The organism is Brachyspira hampsonii (genome assembly GCF_001746205.1).
Taxonomy (GTDB): domain Bacteria; phylum Spirochaetota; class Brachyspiria; order Brachyspirales; family Brachyspiraceae; genus Brachyspira; species Brachyspira hampsonii_B.
Map to the genome: position 1 here is coordinate 920,107 of NZ_MDCO01000012.1, position 18,494 is coordinate 938,600.

At 31.0% G+C, this 18,494-nt stretch carries 15 protein-coding genes and 2 rRNA genes; 2 read left to right on the plus strand and 15 right to left on the minus strand.

All coding sequences use genetic code 11. The features are described 5' to 3' along the window. Positions 1–134 precede the first annotated feature (134 nt). The 15 genes from ftsH to BFL38_RS13140 all read right to left on the minus strand — a co-directional run bounded on the left by ftsH (position 135) and on the right by BFL38_RS13140 (position 14,600). Complete coding sequence (gene ftsH / locus BFL38_RS13070; protein WP_069727433.1) at positions 135–2,228, minus strand: ATP-dependent zinc metalloprotease FtsH; 2,094 nt, start codon at positions 2,226–2,228, stop codon at positions 135–137. 74 nt (positions 2,229–2,302) lie between these two features. Continuing rightward, positions 2,303–2,989, minus strand: coding sequence for an NlpC/P60 family protein (locus tag BFL38_RS13075; RefSeq protein WP_069727434.1), 687 nt, complete (start codon positions 2,987–2,989; stop codon positions 2,303–2,305). A 79-nt stretch (positions 2,990–3,068) separates the two neighbouring features. Next, a complete protein-coding gene (locus tag BFL38_RS13080) occupies positions 3,069–3,665 on the minus strand; it encodes an NlpC/P60 family protein (protein WP_069727488.1) in 597 nt (198 codons plus the stop codon). 96 nt (positions 3,666–3,761) lie between these two features. Continuing rightward, a complete protein-coding gene (locus BFL38_RS13085) occupies positions 3,762–4,340 on the minus strand; it encodes a DUF4390 domain-containing protein (protein WP_069727435.1) in 579 nt (192 codons plus the stop codon). A 62-nt stretch (positions 4,341–4,402) separates the two neighbouring features. Further along, on the minus strand, positions 4,403–5,413 hold the full coding sequence (locus BFL38_RS13090; protein ID WP_069727436.1) for a hypothetical protein: 1,011 nt from the start codon (positions 5,411–5,413) through the stop codon (positions 4,403–4,405). A gap of 79 nt (positions 5,414–5,492) precedes the next feature. Beyond that, on the minus strand, positions 5,493–6,044 hold the full coding sequence (gene cyaB / locus BFL38_RS13095; RefSeq protein ID WP_069727437.1) for a class IV adenylate cyclase: 552 nt from the start codon (positions 6,042–6,044) through the stop codon (positions 5,493–5,495). A gap of 3 nt (positions 6,045–6,047) precedes the next feature. Then, positions 6,048–6,587 carry a rod shape-determining protein MreD gene (mreD, locus tag BFL38_RS13100; protein WP_069727438.1) on the minus strand — a complete coding sequence of 180 codons (540 nt, stop codon included), beginning with the start codon at positions 6,585–6,587 and terminating at the stop codon, positions 6,048–6,050. Then, positions 6,584–7,459: a rod shape-determining protein MreC gene (gene mreC, locus BFL38_RS13105; protein WP_083249430.1), complete on the minus strand. Its 876-nt coding sequence runs from the start codon at positions 7,457–7,459 to the stop codon at positions 6,584–6,586. The genes mreD and mreC overlap by 4 nt, the downstream gene beginning before the upstream one ends. A 59-nt stretch (positions 7,460–7,518) precedes the next feature. Then, positions 7,519–8,544, minus strand: coding sequence for a rod shape-determining protein (locus BFL38_RS13110; protein ID WP_008726738.1), 1,026 nt, complete (start codon positions 8,542–8,544; stop codon positions 7,519–7,521). A gap of 3 nt (positions 8,545–8,547) precedes the next feature. Further along, positions 8,548–9,444: a tetratricopeptide repeat protein gene (locus tag BFL38_RS13115; protein ID WP_256097270.1), complete on the minus strand. Its 897-nt coding sequence runs from the start codon at positions 9,442–9,444 to the stop codon at positions 8,548–8,550. 68 nt (positions 9,445–9,512) lie between these two features. Further along, positions 9,513–9,926, minus strand: a complete 414-nt coding sequence (locus tag BFL38_RS13120) for a bactofilin family protein (protein WP_069727441.1) — start codon at positions 9,924–9,926, stop codon at positions 9,513–9,515. 11 nt (positions 9,927–9,937) lie between these two features. Beyond that, positions 9,938–10,753 (minus strand): CheR family methyltransferase, encoded by an 816-nt coding sequence (locus tag BFL38_RS13125; RefSeq protein WP_069727442.1) that lies wholly within the window; start codon positions 10,751–10,753, stop codon positions 9,938–9,940. A gap of 34 nt (positions 10,754–10,787) precedes the next feature. After that, positions 10,788–11,207 carry a response regulator gene (locus BFL38_RS13130; protein WP_008722546.1) on the minus strand — a complete coding sequence of 140 codons (420 nt, stop codon included), beginning with the start codon at positions 11,205–11,207 and terminating at the stop codon, positions 10,788–10,790. 6 nt (positions 11,208–11,213) lie between these two features. Further along, complete coding sequence (locus BFL38_RS13135; protein WP_069727443.1) at positions 11,214–11,681, minus strand: chemotaxis protein CheX; 468 nt, start codon at positions 11,679–11,681, stop codon at positions 11,214–11,216. A 414-nt stretch (positions 11,682–12,095) separates the two neighbouring features. Then, positions 12,096–14,600 carry a DUF8509 domain-containing protein gene (locus BFL38_RS13140; protein WP_069727444.1) on the minus strand — a complete coding sequence of 835 codons (2,505 nt, stop codon included), beginning with the start codon at positions 14,598–14,600 and terminating at the stop codon, positions 12,096–12,098. Positions 14,601–15,232: 632 nt separating this feature from the next. Between BFL38_RS13140 and BFL38_RS13145 the strand changes: the two genes are divergently transcribed. Both BFL38_RS13145 and rrf read left to right on the plus strand, forming a co-directional pair. Next, positions 15,233–18,222, plus strand: a 23S ribosomal RNA gene (locus BFL38_RS13145). A gap of 119 nt (positions 18,223–18,341) precedes the next feature. Further along, positions 18,342–18,458: ribosomal RNA gene (gene rrf, locus BFL38_RS13150) — 5S ribosomal RNA — on the plus strand. Positions 18,459–18,494: the final 36 nt, after the last annotated feature.

Below are 18,494 nucleotides of genomic sequence, written 5' to 3' on the forward strand. Positions count from 1 at the left end.
GGGTGGGCGGGCGGGCAGAATAGATTAATAAAAAAAATTAATTCTTTTATTTGTAATCATTAATAGTTTTTAAGCAATTAAAAAAGCCATAGTATAAAAATTACTATGGCTTTTATATTGAGAAATATTTGTTTTTATTCTTCTGTTGTTTTTTTCTTTTTAGAAGAAGGTACTTTTTTCACACTAGATTTTTTTATTGATTTTACTTCTTCTTTATTTTCTGCTTTCACTTTAAGAGGAGAATTAAATACTTCTTCTTTAACGCTTTTTACTTCTCCCTCCTGATAAGCAGAAGGATCTTCAAGCTCATCAGTTCCCCTTTTAGGATCTTTACCAGCATAAACTAATTTGTCTTTAACTTTATCCAATTTTACTTCGCATATTCTCTCTATATCTTCTATATCGAGAGATTCTTTTTCAAATAATTCTCTTGATAAAGCCTCAAACTTATCAGCATTTTCAGCTATTAATTTTTTAGTTCTTTCATAAGCTTTCATTACAAACTTATGAACTTCTTCATCTATTTTCTGAGCAGTCTCTTCGCTGTAGTCTTTATGTCTTGCTATTTCTTTACCCAAAAATATAGGCTGTTCTTTTTGTCCGAATGATATAGGACCAAGTCTGCTCATACCCCATTCGCATACCATTCTTCTAGCAAGTTCAGTAACTCTTTCTATATCATTAGAAGCACCAGTAGTAACAGAATCTTCTCCGAATTTGAACTCTTCAGCAACGCGTCCGCCTAAAAGCAAAGACATTTCATCAATAGCTTTTTTTCTTTGAAGAGTATATCTTCCGTCTGGAGGCAATGTCCAAGTAGCACCTAAACTTCTTCCTCTAGGAACTATAGTAACTTTATGCAAAGCATCAGTATTTTGAAGAAGCACTGCCATTAAAGTGTGTCCTGCCTCATGATAGGCTGTATTTAATTTTTCTTTTTCACTTATCAAAATACTTCTTCTTTCAGGCCCCATCATAACTTTATCTCTTGCCTCTTCAAAGTCAGAAAGTTCTACTCTTGATTTATCATTTCTAGCAGCAATTAAAGCAGCCTCATTAACCATATTAGCGATATCAGCTCCGGAAAAACCCGGTGTAGCTCTAGCTAAATGATACAAGTCTATAGAAGGATCATGCTGTATTTTGGCAACATGCACTTTAAATATTCCTTCTCTTCCTTTTACATCAGGCAAATCAACTACAACTTGTCTGTCAAATCTTCCCGGACGAAGCAAAGCAGGGTCAAGTACATCAGGTCTGTTAGTAGCAGCAAATATTATTATTCTAGTATCAGTATTAAAACCGTCCATTTCAACAAGCATTTGGTTTAAAGTCTGCTCTCTTTCGTCATGACCGCCGCCGTATCCTGCACCTCTAGTTCTTCCAACAGCATCAAGCTCATCTATAAATATAATACAAGGAGCAGATCTTTTTCCCTGTTCAAACAAATCTCTTACTCTTGAAGCTCCAACACCTACAAACATCTCAACAAACTCAGAACCAGACATACTAAAGAATGGAACATTAGCCTCACCTGCAACAGCCTTAGCAAGTAAAGTTTTACCTGTACCCGGAGGACCTACTAAAAGTACTCCCTTAGGTATTTTAGCACCTAATTTTGTGAATTTGCTTGCATCTTTTAAGAATTGTACAACTTCCTGCAATTCTTCTTTAGCTTCTTTACAGCCTTCAACATCTTTAAAAGTTACTTTTACATCTTCTTTAGTAAGAAGTCTTGCTCTGCTTTTGCCAAAGCTCATAGCCCTATTATTAGAGCCCTGAACCTGCCTAAACATAAAAAACCAAAGCAAAAATCCTATTAAAAGTATAGGCAGTAAGTTTACAAGTATAAGACTTAAATAACTAGGTTTTTCTGCCTCTCCTCTTACTTTTACATTGTTATCTATAAGTAAGTTAACAAAACCGCTTGCTGTAAATGGTATAAATGAATAAAAGTTTATCTCTGTTATTTTTCCATTAACAGTTTCTATAGCTTTACCATTTCTTATGTTTTGATCAACTATAGTAACTTCTTTAACGACACCTTCTTTAACTTTTTGTACAACTGTAGAATAATCCCATTCCTGAGCTTTTACCTGCGGTGTTTTTTGAAAGTACATTATAGCCATTACAACTACCATTGTAAGAAGAAGTATGATTATAATTTGATTTCCGCCGCCTCCGGATTGAGGCATAGATTGTCTTCTATTATTTCTTTTACTACTCATGTATTCTCCAAACTTATTTTAACTTTTTATATATAAATAAATATTAATAAAATATCAAATATTTACAAATTTTATTATTCAGGTATATCCAAGATAGTACCATAGCTATTAAAGCAATGAGATGCTAAAGAAGAAACTCCTCCGCCTCTCTTAAGATAGCTGTTTATTGTTTTCCCATCTTTTTTAGCCAAATCAGGGTATTTTAAATTCATATATCCAACTATAAGTCCTTTACTAGTAGAAGCATGAATATATGTTACAGTTTCATCTTCTTTATCAACTTCTATTACTATACCTGCATGCGTAAGTTTTTTATCATCAGATGTAGTTTTGTCAAACATTATTATATCTCCTACATTCGGCAAAACATCTTTATAAATTTTTTTGTATTTTGACAAAGTAGTATATATAGTTTTTACTCCGCCGGAATCTAAAATAGCCTGCTTTTCAAATACTGCTATGTTAGAAGTCCAATAAACCGCTGCTACATAACCTGAACAGTCAAAGCGAAATGTTTTTTTCTCTTTGGAAGTAGGGTGTGTCAATGTAGCTTTTTCATTATATTTGTAATGTTTATTCAAATAAAAGTTAGCCCATTTATTTATATCATTTCTAACTTTTTGCTTTTGAGTATCATTTATTTCAACTCCTTTTTCTTCCAACTGTTTTTGATATTCTTTATCATATCCGTAAGTTTGAGTAAATGATACTGAATTAAACAACATCATAAATAATGATAGTATAATAATATAAAAACGCATAATACACTCTTATATATAGTAAGTTATTTTATAAAATATTAATAAAAAGTCAAGGCAATTTACAATATTATTATTTATATTAATTTGGTTTTTCTAATACAGTGCCATAACTGTTAAAACAATGAGAAGCTAGTGAATAAGGAGCATCTCCTCTTCTAAGATAGCTATTTATTTGTTTTCCGTCTTTTCTTGATAAATTAGGATATTTTAAATTCATATAGCCTAAAATAGGACCTTTACTTGTAGATGAATGAATGTATGTTATAGTTTCATCTTCATCTACATTTATAATAATTCCTGAATGTGTCAGCTTTTTATTTGGATTTGTAGTTCCATCAAAAAATATTATATCTCCTTTATTAGGCATAACATCTTTATATATTTTATTTTTTTTAGATAAAATAAAATATATATTTTCTGTTGAGCCTTGAAGTTTAATAGATGGATTTTCAATAGCAGTCCAATATACAGCCGCCACAAATCCGGAACAGTCAAAATTAACTTTTTTCTTTTCCTTTGTAAAAGGATTAGTAATAGTATCGCTTTGATTGTATTTATATTTTTTATTCATATAAAAATTAGCCCATTTTATTATTTCAAGTCTGCTATTTTCCTGATTGAAGGCTGGCACATTAAATAGTAATGAGATAATTAAAATACTAATATAAAAACGCATATAATCACCTGTAATATTAAAAAAATTTCTATTATTTTCTATATAATAATTTTTATTAATTATAATATAAATCGGATTTTTCATTATAAATAATAGTTACATGTTATTATAATATAATTCTTTAATACTGAATTCATCAGATTTTAACCATTTTATTCTATATTGTATAGGCGTTATTATATTAAAAAATGCTGATAAATAAGGGTATGCATTTTGAAACTGCATGGATAATCTAGTTTTGAATATGTATTTATTGTTTTTATTTAGTTTATTTACATTAATTACTTCTATTCTATTTATCTGATAAATATTTTTAATTAATATTTCTAAATCAGAATTTCTAGTTTCCCTCATAGTTTCGGAGTTTAAAACCACATATTCTTTAGTGAAAAAGTCATAATATAATTTTCTGTATATATATATTTCTCTTACATTATCATTAACAAACAAATTCTTTTTTATTAAATCAATCCTATAGTTGATAAACAATATTATTCCATTATCTATATATTTTTTGATATTCTGATAGATTTCATTTTCATAATGAGTCCTTACATCAACATAAAGCATATCATCATATATATAGCTTCTTGAAAAATATAATCTTAATTCATAAGAGTATGATATTTTTGAAATAATTATAAAAAATAACAATAGTGTGAGAATTCTTTTCATAATATTATTTTACTTTTTTTATCAAATATTACAATATAAAAAATCTTACTAATAATTAATTATTATAAAAATATACTTACTTCCATTCCGATTTTATTTTCCATTTTTTTGTAAGCATATAATTGTCTTGATCTCAAATATTCATATTTAAATGCAAAAACTATTCTATAAATTTCAAAACCAACTCCTACAGCTATATGAGGATATAGTTTTTGATAGCTGTCAATAACAGGATATCCTTCACCTCTTTTTTTTCTATTTATTGTGTTAATCTCATCATAATTTCCAGCTAAATATATCCCTGTTATCAAACTTATTTCTCCCCATATAGGAAATCTAAAATCTGTTCCGAAATACATATTAAACAAATTGACAAAGTTTGATTTTTTGAATCCTGTTATAGCGAATGCAGTTCCGCCGTAAAAAGTAAACCAACCCCAATTATAGTGCAAAGAAAAATGCATCTGTTCAAAACCAACATCTCTAAATTCTTCTTCATCTTTATTGTATAATTCGCTGTCTCCTAATATATCTCCGCTTATATGAGAACAAGTATGTCTTAGAGGCGTGAATCTGAATCTTAATTTATTTTTATAAATATAATCAAAATACGCTTCTACTTGCATATGAGTACCATACATCAAACTTATTCCATAATATCTGTCATATCCTTTAGGGTAAGCTGATAAGAAAAATTGAGTCAAATAACCTACGCCTATTCTGAATCTATGATCATTATTATATTCAAATGCTATTGGAGATGCTTCTGTGGCCAATGTAGGCTGATGAAATATCAATACAGAATCAAAATCATAATTACCTTTATTATACATCTCTTTTATATTTAAAATATCCCCGAACCAAAATTTACTGTTATAAACATTAGGATCAAGCCAGCCATATAAATATCTGTCTGTTTCAAAGTTTCTAAATGGATTATATCTCCATTTTATTTTTGTATTTTCTCTGTATTCATTCATTTTGTTTTCTAAAGAATTTTCATTTTCCGTATTTTGAGAATAAATAGGCAAAGTAAATAAAATGAATATGATAATATATAATAGTTTTTTCATAATGATTTCCAATTTTTTATAAATAAGCAAATATTATATATGAAAACTTCATTTTTTCAATAAATTACAAATTATAAAATTAATTTTTTTCAGCAAGCAGATTTATATATGGTTCTGTTTCTATACAGTTTTTATCTATACCTATTTCATTTAATATGGATTTTAATTGAATTATTTGATTTTCTATTGTTTCATTTGAGTTTAAAAACTCTATTTCTATAAAGTTGTCTAAATTTTTTATTTTTGAAATTTCTACTAAAGCATTTTTATATATAAAGGCATAACCTTTTTTTTCTTTTTTTACATACTCTTTATATTTCTGAAGTTTTGATAAGAAGTTAATAATAAATCTTGCTTTTTTCCTGCTGACTTTAATTTCTATTTCTTCATTAACTTCTACACCTTCAATTAAGTTTCTTTCTTTTGTACAGAAAGTATATCCCCCATGTTCTATTCTAAGTCTTATACAATCGCTGGTTTTTATATTTTTTTCTTTTATATCATTTTCTTTTGCATAGTAAATGTCTTTTTTAAAATACTTTTTTTTGAATTTAGCATTATTTCTTAAAAAATTTAAAACGGAGTCGAAATCTTTTATATATGCTTTTATTTCAATTTCAGAGTTTGCCATATATTATTCTGTATATTCCTTAGTGCTGTCATCAACATGTATACCTTGTTTATCGTATATTATAGGAGCTACTTTTTCAAATAAGATAAATGCAGGTGAAGATAATATTACTGTAAGAGGAAGACCTACAAGTAATTCAGATCTTATTAATACAGCAACATTTGAAAGATCCGAATATATAGAAGTTACCAAAAATAATGCTATAATTTTTATTAAATATCCAATTAAAGTTACAAATATTCCTGCAGCAATTTGTTTTATGAATATTCTTGTATTGAAGAAGCCTACGAAGAAACCAATATTGAGAAATATTATAGCATAAGATCCGAAAGTACCGCTTGAAACAATATCCTGCAAAAGCCCTATTATAAAACCATATATTATACCATCAAATGAACCATATCTAAATGCTATGAATACTAAAAAAATTAAAAGTAAATCAGGTTTGGCACCTAATGCCACTCTTATTAAATCATAAGCCGGAGATGACTGTATAAGAAGCAAAATCAGAGTTGTAATGATTACTGTTACTATTCTTTTCATTGAGCATCTCCGTTTTCTGCATTATCTTCTTCATTAGCAAGCATAATTATTTCTTGGTTTGGAACTTTTTTTATAACATAAACATTTTCTAAAGTAGAGAAATTAACAGTAGGTTCAACATATAGATCATGGAAAAGTCCGTAATTTTTCTTTTCAACTTTGAATATAGTGCCTACTAATATACCTTTAGGAAATACTCCTCCCATACCGCTTGTAACAACTCTTTCACCCTCTTCAACATCCATTTGCAAATCTATGTACTGCAAATGTGTCTGAGTAGATTTAGGACTTTGTCCTACCATTATTCCTGTAGTTCTTGAGCTTTCAAGCATTACAGATATTTGAGATCTTTGATCAACCAAAGATAATATTCTGCTGTTATATCTTCTTACCTCAACAACCTTTCCAACCAATCCTTTATATCCGTTTTGATATGATATAACAGGCATTCCTACAACTATTCCATGTGCACTGCCTTTATTTATAACAATAGTAGTGTAGAAATTCTGAGGGTCTTTAGAAACTATTTCAGCATATTCCAATGGGTATTCATCAGTAGGAGCTTCATTTAATAATGCTCTAAGTCTGTCATTTTCAGCACTTAACTGTTCATATTCCAAAGCAGCACCGCTTAATTCGGCTATTCTATCTCTTAATATCTGCACTTGACTTTGAAGAGTGAATATATCTGTTATGCTGGTATAAAGATATACAAAAGCTCTTGATACGCTTTTAGTGGCACTTTGAATAGGGTATACTCCAAGTGCATAAATAGACTGCAGATTAAATACAAAATTGCTCCTATTTAAGACCATAAACATTCCTGCTACAAGATTGAGCAGAATATAAAGTGTAAGTAGTTTATGTTTTATAAAAAGTTTCACGTCTATGAATATCGGCTATATTAATTAAAGTTTTATAATTTTTCCGATTAAGAGTATCGTCTATAATTCTTTAAATTTTTAGTTTCTTCTATAAACTTTCCGCATCCTATAGCAACGCATGTAAGAGGACTTTCAGCAAGAATTACAGGCACCCCTGTTTCCATAGATATTAAATCAGTGAATCCTGGGAGTAGGGAAGTACCTCCGCTCATAACAATACCTCTCTCTACGATATCAGCAGAAATCTCAGGCGGTGTCTGATTAAGTACAGATTTTACAGCTTCTAAAATTTCTATTAATATATCGGCTATAGCATCTTTAATTTCGGCACTGTTTATAGTGAGAGTTTTAGGAAGTCCTGATACAGAATCTCTTCCTCTTATATCCATAGTTTTTGATATATCTCCTTTATAAGCATGCCCTATATTAATTTTAATTTCTTCAGCAGTTTTTTCACCTATATATAGGTTATGAGTTCTTTGCATGTATTTGATAATAGCATCATCAAGTTCATCGCCTCCGACCCTTATAGAAGCACTTCTTACCATACTTCCAAGTGAAAGTACAGCAACTTCAGTAGTACCTCCGCCTATCTCTATAATCATATTTCCATGAGGCTCATTTATAGGCATATCCGCTCCTATAGCAGCAGCTCTTGCCTGTTCTATTAAGAATATAGTTCTAGCTCCTGCCTGTTCGCAGCTTTCTCTAACAGCTCTTCTTTCTACTTCAGTAATTCCTGTAGGTATACCAATGGCTATTCTCGGTTTTACCAAAGTCCTTTTATTATGCACTTTATTAATAAAGTATCTTATCATCTTTTCAACAGTTTCAAAGTCAGCAATAACTCCGTCTCTCATAGGTCTTATTGCCGCTATGGAATTAGGCACTTTTCCTAACATTTGCTTAGCTTCATTTCCAACCGCTATTACATTTCCTGTACTTTTTTCTATAGCCACAACTGAAGGCTCAGCCAAAACAATACCTTCACCCTTTACATATACTAAAGTGTTGGCAGTACCTAAATCTATTCCCATATCACTTGAGAACATATTATATAACCAGTTAAACATTTATTACAATCTCCTTAAAGTATCCCTAGCGGGCTTATACGAATTATCTATTTTTAGAGCTTCCCTAAACATTTTTACAGCTTCATTTCTTCTCTTAGTTTCTAAATATAATGTTCCTATACTATAATATAAATCAGGATTTTTTTCATCTATCTCTAATGCCTTTTTATAAAAAAATTCGCTTTCTTTATATAATCCTTGTCTGTAATATAAATTCCCTAATTTAAAATATGCGCTGGATTCAAGCATAGTATTATTATTGAATTTGCCGTCCATAGACGATAATATTTGTATAGCTTTTGTATAATCTTTATCCCCCTCATAAGCATTGGCAAGTTCATAATATAATTCCATATTTATAAATTTATCACTATTTTCTTTTAGCTCTCTGTCAATAGCATCTTCTAAATATTTTACAGCATCTTTAAATAAACCTATCTCATAACAAATTTTAGATAATTCTATAGCGGTTGATACTCTATTATCTCCTTCATTTATTGCTTCTATATATGAATTGTATGAATCAATATAATAAGCATATCCTAATCTTTGATAACTGTATGCCAATCTTTGATGTATGATATTCTTGTTTTTTATGAATTTGAAAGATAATAATAATTGATTAGCATATCGTATTATATTTTCACTTGCACTTACAATAATTTCTTTTTTATCAGATCTTATAAGAATATCATAATATAAATCTATTCCTGTTATAAGTATATTTTTATTTAAAGGTTTTTTACTGTAGAGATCATTAAACAAAAATGAAGCATTATTATAATCTTCTGATTCCATATAGTCATATATAGATTTCAATCTTTTTTTTTCTATATAGTTTGAAGTAAATAAATAAGCAACTGCTATTACAGCTGCAGCAGTAATTAAGGTTGCTGCCACAATATGTATGCTAATCTTTTTTTCAACATTATATAGGTAAGGCATTATTATTTAATGTAATCCATAAATTAATTTTGATTATCAGCTATGTTACCATTATTATATAATTCTAAAATGGTTTCTTTAGGATTAGTAAGCGGATCCTGAGATACTATACATAATCCTTCTAATATAACTCCATTTTGTATTATAAGTTCAGGAGTTCTTATTTCTCCAAGCACTCTGCTTGTAGGCATAAGCATTACTCTGTTTTTTGCCTCTATATTTCCAATAATTATTCCCTCTATAACAGCTGAAACAGTTTTTATATTTGACTTTACTTTTCCTGTAGCTCCTACAAAAACATTATCAACTTCTAATTTTTCTCCTTCATAGCATCCGTCAACTCTCAAAGTTCCGTTTAATGTAAATTCTCCTTTGAAGTATGAACCTTCGCCTATAATAGAATTAGATTCTGTATTATCATTTCTTCTTGAAAACATTAATAAAACTCCTAATTTTTAGTATATACTATGGAATTATCTATATTGTTAAATTTAAATTTTGTATCTAACCCAAATAATGATTCACTATGTCCTATAAATAAAAAACCATGTTCATTTAGTATATCATAAAATCTATTAACTGTAAGTTTAACAGATTCATTATCAAAATATATAAGAACATTCCTGCAAAAAATAACATCCATATTTGCTTGGCTTCCTCTATGCCTCAAATTATGATAATCAAAAGTTATTAATTTTTTTATATCATTTTTGATAGAGTATTCTCCTGAGGATAGTTTATCAAAATATTTATTTAAATACTCTTTTGGAACATTTTCAACCTTATGTTCATCATATCTTCCTTCTTTAGCGGCTACCAAAGAATTAAGTGAAAGATCACTTGCAAATATTTTTATATCCTCTGCTCTTATACCCGGAGTTTCCAAACAAGTTATTGCTATGGAGTATGGTTCTTCTCCTGTAGAGCAGCCTGCACTCCAAATTCTTATTTGTTCGCCTATTTTTTTATATTTTATTATTTTAGGCAGAACATAATTTTTCAGCAGTTTAAAATTCGGCTCATTCCTAAAAAATTTAGTAAGATTTGTAGTAATGTTATCTAAAAATTTTTTTAATTCCTCTTTATCAGATGAAATAAGTTTATAATAGTCTTCTACTACTTCCAAATTTTTTTCTTTCATAGAAGAAGCTATTCTTGATTCTAAAATGATTTTATTAATAACATTAAAACATATACCGCTTTCTCTATATACAAAATCTTTAAACAGATTGAATTGTGTTTCGGTTAATTTTATCTCATTCAAAACAAGTTATTCCAAGTAAATAGGTAATAAATTATTATTGTTTTTTTGCAAGAACCATTTTTATACGCTCAAGAACTTTTTTTCTGTCCAAAGGTTTAGTTATATAGTTTTTAGCACCTGCTAAAAGTGCTTTTTTTACCATATCTTCTTTACCTAAAGCACTAACCATAACAACTTTAGCATTTTTATCGTATTCTATTATTTTAGTCAATGCAGTAATACCGTCCATTTTAGGCATTGTAATATCCATAGTTACTAAGTCTGGCTTGTATTCTTTATACATAAGTACGCCTTCTTCTCCATTTTCTGCGGTACCCACTACATTGTATTGTTCAGATACAAAGATTTGCTGTAATTGTTTAACGACAAATGCAGAGTCATCTACGATTAAAACTTTGAATGGTTTACCAAATTCATTTATACCATCAGCTTCTTTTGTATTAATGTCAGACATATTTCTTTACTCCTTTTCTGATTCTACGGCAACTAATATATTAAAATCGCCAATAGAGGTATCTAATTTTATATGCAGAAATTCCGAATCGCTTATCGAAACTTCTAAATTTTTGCTTTTCATAATGACAGGCGGAGATATATCTACATCATATCCGTCTGTTTCTAATTTGGTTACAGAAAGCCCAGCTATTAAATTGACAAGTTCCTGTATAGTAGATAATGATAGCTTATCAATATCTTTTATTTCTCTGTCATTCATTATAGCAACCATTTTTTTGGCCGTTTCTATTTCCATATCTATTATAAAATGACCTACTATATCTTTTGACAATGCTACTATAGCTATAATACCGGAAGCATTTACAAAATCACCTTTTAAAGTTATATCTCCGATTTTTATTCCATCTTTAATATAATTTTGCAATATTTCATTCGACGCATCGGTAAATGGTCTTATATAGTCAAGTCTCATATAATAATACTCTTTCAATACTAATTGCTTGAAAGTATTTTAACAATATATGAATTTTATTGCAAGTATAGTTGTAAAATATAATATTATGCTTTTACAAATATCGAAAAAAAACTCATTTGCTTGAAATGATATTTTTTGATAAATATTATTAGTTTAATTAACTGTGCATTATTATATATATTTATTATAATTTTGCAAATAATACTAAATATATTTTACATATAATTTCAATGAGAATGTGAAGTTATATCTTAATATTATAATTATAATTATGATTTATAAAAGATGAAAATTTTGTATTATTTTATAATAATTATTATTATTTATTTTAATATAATTTTTTATTAAAAAATAAAACCCCTGAAATTTCATTAAGAATTTCAGGGGTTACAATTTTTTATAATATGACTTTTACATAATTTTGTAGAAATCTATGTTATGCTGCAATTCATCTGGAAGAGGATTTCCTGATTTTGTGAATTTGAAGTATCTATTTTCCAATTCAGTAGCTTTTTTATTTCTTATGTTTTTAAATCTGTTAGCTATTTCTGTATACATAGGCTGTTTTTCAAGTTCTGCCCTTATGCTTTTAGCAAAAGGAACCTGTCTGTATAATATACCTCTTGCAACTCTGTTAAGTCTCATAATACCTTTGCTCTCATATTTTATCCATAAATTATAATCAGTTACGAATACTTCTCTAAGATTGTTTCTGCATTTTTTAATTTGTACTTTTAATTTTTCTTTAGCTTCATCTGAAAGACCTCTGTTTTTCTTGTAGAACTGAACATAATCACTGTACTCAGAAGTAATAGACATTTGAGTAATATCATTCCAAGCCGGACCAAGCATAGTTTTACATAATTCCCATCTGAAAGCTCCAATAGTAGGTATTAATAAAGAATCTATATCTTCAGAAGTGAATATTGGAAATAAAAATCTTCCTGTGCTATTTTTTTGTCTGCTTGAAAGTTCTTCCCACATTATAGCCCTAGAACCAAATGTAGGCATAAGTATTATATTAGGAAGCACTTCCTGCATAACTAATTCTTTTTCTATATTTAATTCTTTATTTTTATACAATACCTCCCTATAGAATGCTGAAAAATCTATATCTGTTATATCTTTTATAGACTTTTCCATAACATCTCTTCTGATTAATGCTCTTTCAAAATCTTTAGTTATCATATCTTTGTGCAGTATAGGGAAGTACACGCTCACTTGTCCGTAACATAATCTATGAGTAGTTTCGATCATATTATCAACTTCATATTCAAGTCTTTTAGAAGAACTTTCCCAATGATCTTCTAATTCCTTATCATTTATAGTACCTCGTTTTTTTAATTCTCTTAAAGCCTCTCTATAATCCTGACCGAATCCATTAACAGAAGGCGGCTCTTCTTTATCATAAATTTTTTGAAGCCATTCGTCTATATAAAATACATTTATTCTTTTAGTTTTACTTTTATCTTTTATTTCATAAAGATCCATTATTTGATTAGGAGTAAGCAGCTGATCATCCATATATCCGAAGTTTAAAAACATTTTTACAAGTTTGCTGTTTTCTCCGTTTATTATTGCTCTTTTAGCAATTTCTTTGTATATTTCGAAGAATACGCTTGAAACGCCTCTTCTTATTTTTCTTACATCATCATCTGTACTGAATTTATCTCTTAATTTTCTAAATGCCTGCAAAGATTTCATAAAATTTTTAGCTTTAGTATCATCAATTCCAGACATTTCTATTAATTTCTTAGTAGGATTTTTTACTTCTGCCGGTAATTCTTCAAATCCAAGAGTAACTTTAATACTATCAATTTCATTACCCATAGATGCATTTTCACCAGGCTGTATTATAGAATTTGCTGATATTCTTCTTATTATGGAATCTATCTCATCAATATCTATATTAAGGTCATAATCATATTCAGTTTTAATTTTATTATAAATATCTTTTATAATATTGGACATAAATATTATATATTTAACCCATACTTCATTATCTTTTCCCTGTTTATCTAAATCAAGAGCGGTTTTAGTATACTCTCCAAATAAAGACTCTTCTTCATTAGAAGATAAAAAAAGTATGTTTTCTATAGCTTCAACTATTTCCGTTTTCAATAGGGATGATATTGTTTTTAAATTTTCATAGAGCATATGAGAAGCATCTAAACTCATATTTTCATCATAAGAAAAAAACTGATTTTTAATTTCTTTAGGCATAGTTAAAAATCTTCTTACATAATCAATTTCAAATTCTAATTTTTCTGTATTTTCTATTAACTGATTTTTATTATGCATATATATTTCAGAATGATCTGCTCTTATGAAATCTATATCAAAAGAAACAGGAAAATTAAAACCAGAGTTTATAGAATCATCATAAATTTCTTTATAACTTTTAAAGATTTCTGATTTAATGTTTTTTGATTTATTTTGCTGCAAATTAAAATATATAACAGCAAGATTTGATGATATCATTTTTATATCAGAATTTATTTTTTTTATTTTAATATATTCTTCATAGGATTTTAGTATCAGGTATGCTATAGAATGATACATACTTGTAAGATATGGTTTATTAACTTTAAAAAAACTTTTCACATATTCTTGATTTGGTGTTTTTACGGCATATATTTCTGTATCATTTTTTGCTTTAAAAGAAAACATATATTTGGAATTTGATTTGTAGCTTCCTATACCAAGCATAATATTTTTAGGTATTGAAAATAATCTGCAGCTGTATCTCATAACTTCATTTTCATCTTCTATACCTAAAATCTCTTTTGAAGAAATATAAACATCTATTTCTCCTCTTGTTACTATTGATATGTTTTTTACATTTTCTCCTTCATAAAAAACAATACTTCCAGTATTTAATTTTAAATTTCCATTTTCTTCAATGTTTACACTCATAATAATAACTCTCTTTTCAAATGTTTATTATACTTATTGAAAAAATTATATATTATTTTTTTAAAATATGCTAGTTTTTTATTTTTTAATAGATAAATTCCAAATTTAATTTGGAATTTCAAAGAAATTTATAAAATTAGCTAAAAATTTGGGCGTCAAAAATCGTTTTTATAACTTTTAATTTTCTACAGGCTTAATTTTTGTATAAAATGTATTATATTTTGTATTTATTTTTGTTTATATATCGATTTTAGGGTGAAATAGGCTTTTCAAGCTATTGCGTTTTTTTAATCGTATGCTATAATAATAAAACAGTTGATGAGAAACAAAAAACAAAACGAAAGAAACGAAACACCAACTGAGAAACAAAAAAAACTTAAAGTTCTTTGACAGATATATGAGAGCGTAGATTTTTAGAAAGTTTTTTCCAACATAAACGGAAATCAGCAATTATAAAAATCTTCACTAGATAAAGAAAACACAATTAGATTGTGTGTCTTAGAGTAGAAAAAATTAAGCGGAGCGTTACTAAAGAATTAGATAAGAAACAGCTTTAATTAGCTAAAAGTCTCATTCAATTTGATATATTAGCTTTACTTTTGTATTAATAATAAAGAAGAAAAGGATAATATGGTCAAGTAAGTAAGGGCTTAAGGTGGATGCCTAGGCACTGGAAGGCGATGAAGGTCGTGACAAGCTGCGATAAGCTACGGGGAGAAGCAAATATTCTATGATCCGTAGATCACCGAATGGGAAAACCTATAGAAGTAAACCTTCTATATCATAAACTGAATCCATAGGTTTATGAAGCGACACCCAGGGAACTGAAACATCTAAGTACCTGGAGGAAAAGTAATCAAAATTGAGATTCCCTAAGTAGTGGCGAGCGAAAGGGGAAGAGCCTAAACCTTAATAATGTCAAGTTGTAAGACGTTGTTGTTATGGTGTTGTAGGGCGGTAAGTGATGTACTTACATGCATCGACTTTGCTTTATATGATAATGGAATTGTTTTGGAAAAGCAGACCATAGTGGGTGATAGTCCCGTACATGAAATCATATAGACAAGGTTTTATCGTTCCTGAGTAGGGCGGGGCACGTGAAACCCTGTTTGAATCTGGGTAGACCACTATCCAAGGCAAAATACTAACCAGTGACCAATAGTGTAGAGTACCGTGAGGGAAAGGTGAAAAGTCTCCCGTTGAGGGTTATTAAATAGAACCTGAAACCTTAAGCTTACAAGTAGTCAGAGGGAACCCTGCTAGCAATAGTAGAAGGCCTGATGGCGTGCCTTTTGTAGAATGAGCCTGCGACTTATAGTATGTAGCAAGATTAAGAGGTAATAGCCTTGTAGTCGTAGTGAAAGCGAGCCTTAATAGGGCGAAATTAGTTGCATGCTATACGACCCGAAGCCAAGTGATCTACCTATGAGCAGTGCGAAACTCGAGTAACATCGAATGGAGGTGCGAACCAGTGGCCGTGAAAAGGCTTTGGATGACTTGTGGGTAGGAGTGAAAGGCTAATCAAACTTGGAGATAGCTGGTTCTCTCCGAAATGTCTTTAGGGGCAGCGTTATGTGTTTACTTGCGGGGGTAGAGCACTAAATGGACTAGGGCTCCTAACCGAGTACCAAACCCAACTAAACTCCGAATACCGTAAGTTAAGAACATGGCAGTTAGACAGCGGCGGATAAGCGTCATTGTCAAAAGGGAAACAGCCCAGATCCTCAGCTAAGGTCCCAAAATCTATGTTAAGTGGGAAAGGATGTGAGAATACTTAAACAGCCAGGAGGTTGGCTTAGAAGCAGCCATTCCTTTAAAGAGTGCGTAACAGCTCACTGGTCGAGTGTTCTTGCGCCGAAAATGTAACGGGGCTCAAACATAGTACCGAAGCTAGGGAATTATAGAGTTAATCTATAATTGGTAGGAGAGCGTTCTTTAAGCCGTCGAAGGTTTACCGTGAGGTGGACTGGAGGTATAAGAAGTGAGGATGCAGGCATGAGTAACGAGAAAACGGGTGAGAAACCCGTTCGCCGCAAACCCAAGGTTTCCTAGGTAAAGCTAATCTGCCTAGGGTTAGTCGACCCCTAAGATGAGGCTGAAAAGCGTAGTCGATGGGAAACAGGTAAATATTCCTGTACTATGATATGTTTCGATGGAATGACACAGATTGTTTGCGTACGCGTTAGATTGGTAGATAACGTCAAACAGTTTAGACTTGTGATGAGTAAAATGCTTGTTGCTTTAAGGTTGAGGCTGGATAGTGACTGGGCTTTCGGGTTCAGGAAGTTGCGTGAGCTAGGCTGTCGAGAAATAATTTCTAAGGTTAGGCATGTCATAATCGTACCGCAAACCGACACAGGTGGGTGAGATGAGTATTCTAAGGCGCTCGAGATAATCTTCCCTAAGGAACTCTGCAAATTAGTCTTGTAACTTCGGAAAAAGAGACGCTTGAATCTTGGTAGCAATATTGAGAGGAGAGTCGCAGTGAAAAGGCCTGGCCGACTGTTTAACAAAAACACAGATCTCTGCAAACATGTAAATGGATGTATAGGGATTGACACCTGCCCAGTGCTGGAAGGTTAAAAGGAGAGGTTAGCGTAAGCGAAGCTTCGAATTGAAGCCCCAGTAAACGGCGGCCGTAACTATGACGGTCCTAAGGTAGCGAAATTCCTTGTCGGGTAAGTTCCGACCTGCACGAATGGTGTAACGATCCGGGCACTGTCTCGGGGAAGAACTCGGTGAAATTGAATTATCAGTGAAGATGCTGATTACCCGCAACAGGACGGAAAGACCCCGTGAACCTTTACTATAACTTGACATTGAGTTTTGTTTTGTGATGTGTAGGATAGATGGGAGGCTTTGAAGTGGGAGCGCCAGCTTTCATGGAGCCATCGTTGAAATACCATCCTTCGCAAAATGGGATTCTAACGATTAGCCGTTATCCGGCAGTCGGACATTGTCAGGCGGGTAGTTTGACTGGGGCGGTCGCCTCCTAAAGAGTAACGGAGGCGTGCAAAGGTCACCTCAAACCGAATAGAAATCGGTAGTAGAGTATAAAGGCATAAGGTGGCTTGACTGCGAGAGAGACATCTCGAGCAGGTACGAAAGTAGGTCTTAGTGATCCGGTGGTCCCGAGTGGAAGGGCCATCGCTAAACGGACAAAAGGTACTCCGGGGATAACAGGCTTATCTCCCCCAAGAGTTCATATCGACGGGGAGGTTTGGCACCTCGATGTCGGCTCATCGCATCCTGGGGCTGGAGCAGGTCCCAAGGGTTTGGCTGTTCGCCAATTAAAGCGGTACGCGAGCTGGGTTCAGAACGTCGTGAGACAGTTTGGTCCCTATCCGTTGTGGGCGTTGGAAAGTTGAGAAGAGTCATTCTTAGTACGAGAGGACCGGAATGAACGCACCGCTGGTGTATCTGTTGTTCTGCCAAGAGCATCGCAGAGTAGCTATGTGCGGACGGGATAACCGCTGAAAGCATCTAAGTGGGAAGCCTCCTTCAAGATTAATTTTCCCTATGAGTTTCGTTGGAGACTACGACGTTGATAGACTGCAAGTGTAAGCAGGGAAGAAATACCTGTTCAGCTGAGCAGCACTAATCAGACCAATGACTTGACCATATTATCGTTTTCTTCTTATAAAAAGAGATCATAATAGATAAAGTAGAATGAGACATCTACGCTCTTATATATCTGACAAAGATACTTAAAACTTTGTTCTTTTAATTTGCTAATATTATTTCGGTGACCATAGAGAAAGTGATACACCCGTTCCCATTCCGAACACGGCAGTTAAGCCTTTCATCGTCAATGGTACTGTAAGGGTAGCTTTACGGGAGAGTAGAACGTTGCCGGGTATATATTATATATTTTATCCCAATAGATTTTTTCTG

Bases quoted from the DNA above. Each gene is read 5' to 3' on its own strand.
- BFL38_RS13135 (WP_069727443.1), bottom strand. From the start codon at position 11,681: ATGAGACTTGACTATATAAGACCATTTACCGATGCGTCGAATGAAATA.
- ftsH (WP_069727433.1), bottom strand. From the start codon at position 2,228: ATGAGTAGTAAAAGAAATAATAGAAGACAATCTATGCCTCAATCCGGA.
- BFL38_RS13085 (WP_069727435.1), bottom strand. From the start codon at position 4,340: ATGAAAAGAATTCTCACACTATTGTTATTTTTTATAATTATTTCAAAA.
- BFL38_RS13130 (WP_008722546.1), bottom strand. From the start codon at position 11,207: ATGTCTGACATTAATACAAAAGAAGCTGATGGTATAAATGAATTTGGT.
- cyaB (WP_069727437.1), bottom strand. From the start codon at position 6,044: ATGGCAAACTCTGAAATTGAAATAAAAGCATATATAAAAGATTTCGAC.
- mreD (WP_069727438.1), bottom strand. From the start codon at position 6,587: ATGAAAAGAATAGTAACAGTAATCATTACAACTCTGATTTTGCTTCTT.
- BFL38_RS13090 (WP_069727436.1), bottom strand. From the start codon at position 5,413: ATGAAAAAACTATTATATATTATCATATTCATTTTATTTACTTTGCCT.
- BFL38_RS13140 (WP_069727444.1), bottom strand. From the start codon at position 14,600: ATGAGTGTAAACATTGAAGAAAATGGAAATTTAAAATTAAATACTGGA.
- BFL38_RS13120 (WP_069727441.1), bottom strand. From the start codon at position 9,926: ATGTTTTCAAGAAGAAATGATAATACAGAATCTAATTCTATTATAGGC.
- BFL38_RS13075 (WP_069727434.1), bottom strand. From the start codon at position 2,989: ATGCGTTTTTATATTATTATACTATCATTATTTATGATGTTGTTTAAT.
- BFL38_RS13080 (WP_069727488.1), bottom strand. From the start codon at position 3,665: ATGCGTTTTTATATTAGTATTTTAATTATCTCATTACTATTTAATGTG.
- BFL38_RS13110 (WP_008726738.1), bottom strand. From the start codon at position 8,544: ATGTTTAACTGGTTATATAATATGTTCTCAAGTGATATGGGAATAGAT.